General features: G+C 66.1%; 7 protein-coding genes. 3 read left to right on the top strand and 4 right to left on the bottom strand.

What is annotated here, in order from left to right; translation table 11 throughout:
- The coding region (locus ACM9ME_RS04950) for a cold-shock protein (RefSeq protein ID WP_415642330.1) at positions 1 to 613 on the top strand (613 nt) is incomplete at its 5' end.
- Between the two features lie 74 nt (positions 614 to 687).
- Here ACM9ME_RS04950 and recQ read toward each other — a convergent pair.
- Together recQ and ACM9ME_RS04940 are read right to left on the bottom strand one after the other, a co-directional pair.
- Entirely contained in the window at positions 688 to 2451 is a 1764-nt protein-coding gene (recQ, locus tag ACM9ME_RS04945) for a DNA helicase RecQ (protein ID WP_415642329.1), read from the bottom strand.
- Positions 2452 to 2473: 22 nt separating this feature from the next.
- On the bottom strand, positions 2474 to 4285 hold the full coding sequence (locus tag ACM9ME_RS04940) for an ABCB family ABC transporter ATP-binding protein/permease (protein ID WP_415642328.1): 1812 nt from the start codon (positions 4283 to 4285) through the stop codon (positions 2474 to 2476).
- A gap of 76 nt (positions 4286 to 4361) precedes the next feature.
- Between ACM9ME_RS04940 and ACM9ME_RS04935 the strand changes: the two genes are divergently transcribed.
- Together ACM9ME_RS04935 and ACM9ME_RS04930 are read left to right on the top strand one after the other, a co-directional pair.
- Complete coding sequence (locus tag ACM9ME_RS04935) at positions 4362 to 4571, top strand: hypothetical protein (RefSeq protein WP_415642327.1); 210 nt, start codon at positions 4362 to 4364, stop codon at positions 4569 to 4571.
- 73 nt (positions 4572 to 4644) lie between these two features.
- Positions 4645 to 5991 carry a M23 family metallopeptidase gene (locus tag ACM9ME_RS04930; RefSeq protein ID WP_415642326.1) on the top strand — a complete coding sequence of 449 codons (1347 nt, stop codon included), beginning with the start codon at positions 4645 to 4647 and terminating at the stop codon, positions 5989 to 5991.
- Here the strand turns inward: ACM9ME_RS04930 and ACM9ME_RS04925 are convergent.
- Entirely contained in the window at positions 5978 to 6661 is a 684-nt protein-coding gene (locus ACM9ME_RS04925; protein WP_415642325.1) for an RlmE family RNA methyltransferase, read from the bottom strand. The genes ACM9ME_RS04930 and ACM9ME_RS04925 overlap by 14 nt on opposite strands.
- Positions 6658 to 7710 carry a Ppx/GppA phosphatase family protein gene (locus tag ACM9ME_RS04920; RefSeq protein ID WP_415642324.1) on the bottom strand — a complete coding sequence of 351 codons (1053 nt, stop codon included), beginning with the start codon at positions 7708 to 7710 and terminating at the stop codon, positions 6658 to 6660. Before ACM9ME_RS04920 ends, ACM9ME_RS04925 begins: the two co-directional genes overlap by 4 nt.
- Positions 7711 to 7771 lie beyond the last annotated feature (61 nt).

The raw sequence follows: 7771 nt of genomic DNA, 5'->3' as shown, positions 1-7771 counted from the left end.
CGGTTTCCGTGGCGGTGGCGGTGGCGGCGGCTTTGGCGGCGGCGGCGGTGGACGCCCGCAAATGCCCGCACAGGTCGTTGGCGAAGGCACTGGCGTTGTAAAATTCTTCAACGCGGGCAAGGGCTTCGGCTTTGTCGTGCGCGATGACGGCGGCGAAGACGTGTTCGTGCACATTTCCGCAGTCGAACAGGCTGGCCTGACCGGTCTGGCCGACGGACAGCCGCTCGGCTTCACCTTGGTCGATCGCGGCGGACGCATTTCGGCGACCGACCTGAAGATCGACGGCGAACCGATGCCGGTGACCGATCGCGCGCCTCCGCGCGAAGATCGCGGCGATCGTGGCGGTGCCGGCGGCGGCTTCGGCGGCGGCGGCGCACCGCAGCGTCAGCTGACCGGTGAAAAGGCATCGGGCACGGTCAAGTTCTTCAACGCAATGAAGGGCTTCGGCTTCATTCAGCGCGATGACGGGCAACCCGATGCGTTCGTGCACATCTCCGCCGTCGAGCGTGCGGGCATGTCGAGCCTGAACGAGGGCGATCGCCTGTCGTTCGACATCGAAGTCGACCGTCGCGGCAAGCAGGCTGCGGTGAACTTGGCCCAGTCTGCTTCATAAGCATCGGCCGCGTAAGCTTCGAACATTGAAATGGCCCGGCCTGCGATAAGCGGGTCGGGCTTTTTCGTGTCCGGTCAGGCGGCGAAGCGCTCGATCGTCTCCAGAAACGGCGCGCCATAAGCGTCGAGCTTGCGCTCGCCAATTCCGGCGATGCGCCCCAGCGCAAAGCGGTCGCGCGGCTTCATCGCTGCCATCTCGCGCAGCGTCGAATCGTGAAAGATGACATAAGGCGGCACACCCGCTTCCGCCGCCAGCGTCCGCCGCGTTTCGCGCAGCGCTTCGAACAGCGGATCGCCGACCGGATTGCCCACACCCCCGCCGCCACGCTGCCGCGCCGGCTTGGCGGGAATGACGATCTCGATCTGGTGCTCGCCCTTCAGGATCGCGCGCGACTTGCCGCCCAGCATCAGCCCGCCATGTTCGTTGGGGATCAGATGCCCCTGCGCCTGCAACGCGCGCGCGACGGGTTTGATCAGCGCCGCTTCGTCGGTCTTGGCGATGCCAAACACCGACAATTGGTCGTGGCCGCGCTGCGTGATGCGCTCGTCGGTCACGCCCGTCAGGACGCGCTCGAGATGGGTCATCCCGAAACTCTGCCCGGTGCGATAGACCGCCGACAACAGCTTGCGCGCGACTTCGGTGGCATCGATCACCCCCGGCGCATCGAGGCAATTGTCGCAATTGCCACAGCGTTCGGGCGGCGTCTCGCCGAAATGGCGCAGCAAAATCGCGCGGCGACACCCTGCCGTCTCCACCAGATGCGACAAGGCGGTGATGCGCGCGCCCTCCGCCGCGCGACGCTCCTCGGGTTGCTCCTTCAACCGTTCGCGCGCCGTCGTGAAATCGCCCGGGGACCAGAACAGATGCGCCAGGGCCGGATCGCCATCGCGTCCGGCGCGACCCGATTCCTGATAATAGGCCTCGATCGATTTGGGCATGCCGGCATGCGCGACGGTGCGGACATCGGGCTTGTCGATGCCCATGCCGAACGCGATCGTCGCGACCATCACCATGTCTTCGGACCCGACGAATTTTGCTTGCGCACGTTTGCGTTCGGCCGGGTCCATTCCTGCGTGATAATAGGCGGTCGTGCGCCCGCTGGCCGCGATCAGCCCGGCATATTTCTCGGTCCGCGCGCGGCTGGTGGCATAGACGATCGCCGGCCCCGGATTGGACCGCAGCAACTGCACGATCGCCGAACCCTTGTTCGCGACGTTGGTCGCGGCATAGCGGATGTTGGGCCGGTCGAACCCCGCGACGATCTCGCCTTCCGCCGGGATGCCGAGCTGTTCGAGAATGTCCGCGCGCGTGTGCGCGTCGGCGGTCGCGGTCAGCGCGAGGCGCGGCACCTCCGGAAACGCATCCATCAACGGCCGCAGCAGGCGGTAATCGGGCCGGAAATCGTGGCCCCATTCGCTGACGCAATGCGCCTCGTCGATCGCGAACAGGCTCAATGGGGCTTGCGCCAGCAACTCGCGAAAATGCCCCTGCGACGCGCGCTCGGGCGCGACGTAAAGCAGATCGAGCGAACCGCTGCGGAACCGCTCGATCGTCTCGGCGCGATTGTCGTCGGCACTGGTCAGCGTCGCCGCGCGGATGCCCACCGCCGTCGCCGCGCGCAACTGATCGTGCATCAGCGCGATCAGCGGCGACAGGACGACACACGTCCCCGGCAACATCACCGCGGGCAGCTGATAGGTCAGCGACTTCCCCGCGCCGGTCGGCATTACCGCCAGCGTCCGCTGCCCCGCCAGCACGCGCGTAACCACGGCCTCCTGCATGCCGCGAAAGGCCGGGAAACCGAAAGTGGTACGGAGGGTATCGATTGCGGCGTCCATCGTATCCGCCGTAGTCGCCACCTTACTCCGCCGCTACCGCCTCATCCTGTTCCGCCGCCTGACGATCCCACATTTCGGCATACAGCCCGTTGAGGCGCAGCAATTCGCTATGCGTTCCACGCTCAGTCACGCGGCCCTGATCGAGCACCACGATCTGGTCGGCGTCGGCGATGGTCGACAGGCGGTGGGCGATGACGATGGTCGTGCGGCCCTGTTCGACCGCGTGGAGCGTCGACTGGATTTCGGCCTCGGTCCGGCTGTCGAGCGCCGATGTCGCTTCGTCGAGGATCAGCAAGGGCGGGTTCTTGAGCAGCGTCCGCGCAATGGCGACGCGCTGTTTCTCTCCGCCCGACAGTTTCAGCCCGCGTTCGCCCACCTTCGCGTCATATTGATCGGGCAAGGCGGCGATGAAATTGTGGATCGCGGCACCCTTGGCCGCCGCGACCACATCCGCCTCGGTCGCGCCTTCGCGGCCATAGGCGATGTTGTAACCGATGGTGTCGTTAAACAGCACGGTGTCCTGCGGGACGATGCCGATCGCCGCGCGCAAACTGGATTGCGTCACCGCGCGCAAATCCTGCCCGTCGATGGTAATCCGCCCGCCGGTGACATCGTAAAACCGGTAGAGCAGGCGCGCGAGCGTCGATTTGCCGGCACCCGACGGACCGACCACCGCCAGCGTCCCGCCCGCGGGCACGGTCAAAGTGACATCGTGCAGGATCGTCCGTTCGGGATCATAGGCAAAGCCGACATTCTCGAACCGGATTTCGCCGCGGGTGACCGCAAGGTCGTGCGCATCGGGCGCATCGACGATCTCGGCGGCGGTGTCGATCAGGCCGAACATCGCCTCCATGTCGATCAACCCCTGGCGGATCATGCGATAGACCATGCCGAGCATGTCGAGCGGCCTGAACAATTGCGCGAGCAGCGTGTTGACCAGCACCACGTCGCCGGTGGTGAAGCGCCCCTGGCTCCAGCCCCAGATGGTGAAGCCCATTGCTCCGGCCATCATCAAATTGGTGATCAGCGACTGGCCGACGTTCAGCCAGGCGAGCGAGTTTTCCGATTTGACCGCGGCATTGGCATAGGCCCCGGCGGCGCGGGCATAACGCTCGGTCTCGCGCTTTTCGGCGTTGAAATATTTGACCGTTTCGTAGTTAAGCAAGGAATCGACCGCCTTGGCGCTCGCCCCCGTGTCCATCGTGTTCATGTCCTCGCGCAATTTGGCGCGCCAATCGGTGACCCAACGGGTGAACGCGATATACAGGACGACCATCACCAGCGTCGCGATGACCAGCCCGAGGCCGAACTTGACGTAGAAGATCACCGATACCGCGATCAGCTCGATGACCGTCGGCGCGATGTTGAACAGCAGGAAATAAAGCATCGTGTCGATGCTCTTGGTCCCGCGCTCGATGACCTTGGACACCGCACCGGTCCTGCGCGCGAGGTGAAAGCGCAGCGACAGGGCGTGCAGATGGCGGAACACATTGGTCGCCAGGTGGCGCGTCGCGTCCTGACCCACGCGTTCGAACACCGCGTTGCGCATGTTGTCGAACAACACGCCCGCGAACCGCGCTCCGGCATATGCGACGATCAGCCCGATCGCGAGCATCACCGGCGCGTTGGCCGGCGTCGTCATCCGGTCGATCGCGCCCTTGTACAGCCAGCCCATCGACAGCGTGACCGCCTTCGACAGCAGCACCAGCAGCATCGCCCCGACGACACGCGCGCGCAGCTTGGCATCGTCCTTCGGCCACAGATACGGCACGAACCGGCGTAAGGTGGCCAATGCGGGAGGCGTGTCGGCAGAATCTTCGACGATTGGCGGCATAAGGGGAATCGGTCTCCGGTCAGGAACCAAGCATGGCCCCGCGCGCTTGATATGGGCAAGCCAGGGGAATTCGCCAATGGAACCGTTCGCATTTGTCGTCGCAATTCTCGGCTGCGGTGACGCGGGCAGCGGTTGCGAACGCGTGATGATCGAACCGGTGCGCTACGAAACGCGCAGCGGCTGCCTCGCCGCGGCGGGAAATTCCCTGGCCCAGCACACCGATCTGCTGTTCCCGGTCGTCCAGGCGCGCTGCGAAACGCGCGGGATGCAAATCGCCAGCCGTTAAGGCAGAATGCCCGGCTTAGCTTGACCTTAACTTCATCGGTTCATTAGTTCTCCCGTAGGACGCGGGTGGACTCATGTATCTGGCGTATAGCGATGGCCAATTTGCCGGCGGGACCGCGGCCCTGCGGCGCTCCTTCGCCGTCGTCCCCTCGCGCCCCGCATTTGCGCTGGCGGTCGATCTCGGCGCTGGCGTCGGTTCGGTGATGTGGTGGCGCGGCCTGTTCACGTGCCTGATCCTGATTGCCGCGAGCCTCGCGCTCTCCCCCCTTACGCGAGCGGTCGCCCATCAAAATCCCGGCACTGCTGCTGCCGCCGCTGTCCCGATCCCTACCGCAACGATCACGCCGGTCGTCAACCGCGATGCGATGACCGTGGCCGCGACCAGCGTCATCAATGAATCGCTGATTGCGGCCTTGGTCCGGTCGGGGGCGGGGATCAACGAAGCGGGCGGCGTCGCGCGGCTGCTCGCGCCTTATGGCGACATGGCGCGGCTCGAGATTGGCACCCACCTCACATTGTCGCTGGGCGGACGGCCATCGCCCTACGCACCCCGCCGATTGGAGGCGGTCAGCGTCACCGGACCCGGGATCGATGCGCGCGTGGAGCGCGTCGGCGCGACCTTCGCGATCCACAGCAAACGCGCCCCGACCACCGCGCCGCTGCACCTGACCGGGCGGGCGGGCGACGGCATTTTCGTGTCGGCCAGCGCGGCGGGCATTCCGCCCGAAACCATCCAGACCTATTTGCGCGCGATCAACGGGCGGATCGATTTCGGGGCGCTCGATCCCGATGCGCGTTATTCGATCGTCGTCGAACGCGCCCGCGCTGCCGACGGCACGGTCAAATTCGGACGACTGCTTTACGCCGGGCTCGACAGCCAGGATCAAAGCGCGCGGATGATCCAATGGACCGTCGGCGGGCATGACGGGTGGTACGACGCCGACGCGGTCAGCCAGGCGCGCGCCGCGGGTCTCGCCATGCCGGTCGCGGGTCGCCTGACCTCGGGCTTCGGCATGCGCTTTCACCCGATCCTCGGCTATTCGCGGATGCATCAGGGGCTCGACCTCGCCGCCCCGTTTGGCGCGCCGATCCGCGCGGCGGCGAGCGGCACGGTCAGCTTTGCCGGCTGGCATGGCGGACACGGCAATTTCGTCCAGCTGGTTCACGGTGGCGGCACCGGCACCGGTTACGGGCATATGAGCCGCATCGCGGTTTCGCCCGGCGAACGGGTCGTCCAGGGCCAGGTCATCGGCTTCGTCGGCTCGACCGGATTGTCGACCGGTCCGCACCTGCATTTCGAAGCCTATCGCGGCGGCATCGCGGTCGATCCGCGCTCGATGAGCTTTTCGGTCGCGCCGTTGCTCGATGGCGCGCAACTCGCGGCGTTTCGCGCGCGGCTGACGCAGATTATACGGGGTTAGCGTCCGGCTCCGGCCGACCTTTGAAACCCTGCGCGACCACATACCATTCCGACGACCCCTTGCGGCTCGCGGGCGGCTTGGCGTGCTTCACCGCCGTGAAATTCTTCTTGAGCAGGGTGACCAGATCATTGTCCGCGCCACCGGCCAGAACTTTGGCCACGAATGCGCCGCCTGGCTTGAGCACGTCCACGGCGAAATACGCTGCCGCTTCGACCAGTCCCATCGTGCGCAAATGATCGGTCTGTTGATGCCCGACAGTGTTCGCCGCCATGTCGGACAGCACCAGATCGGCGACCTGTCCGCCCAGCGCGGTCAACAGCGCGGCGGGGGCTTCGTCGGCCATGAAGTCCATTTGCAAAATGGCGACGCCGGGGATCGGATCGACCTCCAGCAGATCGATTCCGGCGACCGCAGCCTTGGGGCACTGCTTGCGCACGACCTGCGCCCAACCGCCGGGCGCTAGTCCCAGATCGACCACCGCGCGCACGCCGCGGAGAAAGTGAAAGCGTTCGTCGAGCTCGATCAGCTTGTACGCCGCACGGCTGCGATACCCCTCGGCCTTGGCGCGTTTGACGTACGGATCGTTGAGCTGGCGTTCCAGCCAGCGCGTCGATTGGGCGCTACGGCGGCGCGCGGTCTTGACGCGCACATGAAGCGAATCCTTGGTCATTCGCCCTGCGATGCCATCAACGCGCGCAAAATGCCTTCGCGAATGCCCCGGTCGGCCACGCCGATCCGTGGCGCGGGCCACAAATCGAGGATCGCTTCGAGGATCGCACAGCCGGCGACGACCAGATCGGCGCGCTCGCGGCCGATACAGCCGACCAATGCGCGATCCTCCACGCCCTTGCCCGCCAGATCGGCACAAATCGCGCGCATGCTTTCGGTCGGCACATGACAGCCATCGACCTGCCGCCGGTCATAAGCGGGCAGGCCGAGATGGACGCTGGCGAGCGTCGTTACAGTACCGCTCGTCCCCAGCAACCGTAACGCGCGTGTTTCACCTGGCACCAGACCCGCGAAATCCTGCAACGCCTCGGTCGCGCGGCGTTTCATGCCGGCATAGGCGCGCGCGCGCGCCACGGGATCGGTGTCGTCGTGCTGCTCGGCTTCGGCGAGCGACACGACGCCCCAAGGCATGCTCATCCAATGGCCGATGCGGTGGGTACCGTCGTCGGCCTCGAGCACCCGTGCCAACTCGGTCGATCCGCCGCCAATGTCGAACACGAGTGCCGGGCCGTCACCTTCCTCGAGCAGGACATGGCAACCGCCGACCGCCAGCTTGGCTTCCTCACCCGGGCCAATAATGTCGAGGACGATGCCGGTTTCGCGGTGGACGCGGGCGACGAATTCCTCACCGTTTTCCGCCTGGCGGCAGGCCTCGGTCGCGACCGCGCGCGACAAATGGACACCCCGGCGGCGAAGCTTGTCGGCGCAGATACGCAGGGCATCGATCGCGCGTTCGATCGCCGCGTCGCTCAGGCGACCGCTGGCTTGAAGACCTTCGCCCAAGCGGACGATGCGCGAAAAGGCGTCGACGATAGTCAGCTCGCCATCGGGGCGCGCGCGCGCAATGAGCAGGCGGCAATTGTTGGTGCCGAGGTCGAGTGCGCCGAACGTGCGGGGACGCTGTCGGACCGGCCTTGGTGCCGGCGATGCCGCCTGCGACGGCACGCCGCGGCGCGCCTCGTGCGGCAAGCGAGCATTGCGCTCCGCCATGCCGTCGTTCCTTCATGTCCATCGCCCGGCGTGGATGCCTGCGACACTTGCCGCCGGACCT

The sequence above is a fragment of the Sphingomonas antarctica genome (assembly GCF_965137005.1).
In the GTDB taxonomy this organism is placed as follows: Bacteria; Pseudomonadota; Alphaproteobacteria; order Sphingomonadales; family Sphingomonadaceae; genus Sphingomonas_O; species Sphingomonas_O antarctica.
The sequence above is the reverse complement of the archived record's forward strand: the minus strand, read 5'-3'. Positions and strand labels throughout refer to the sequence as shown.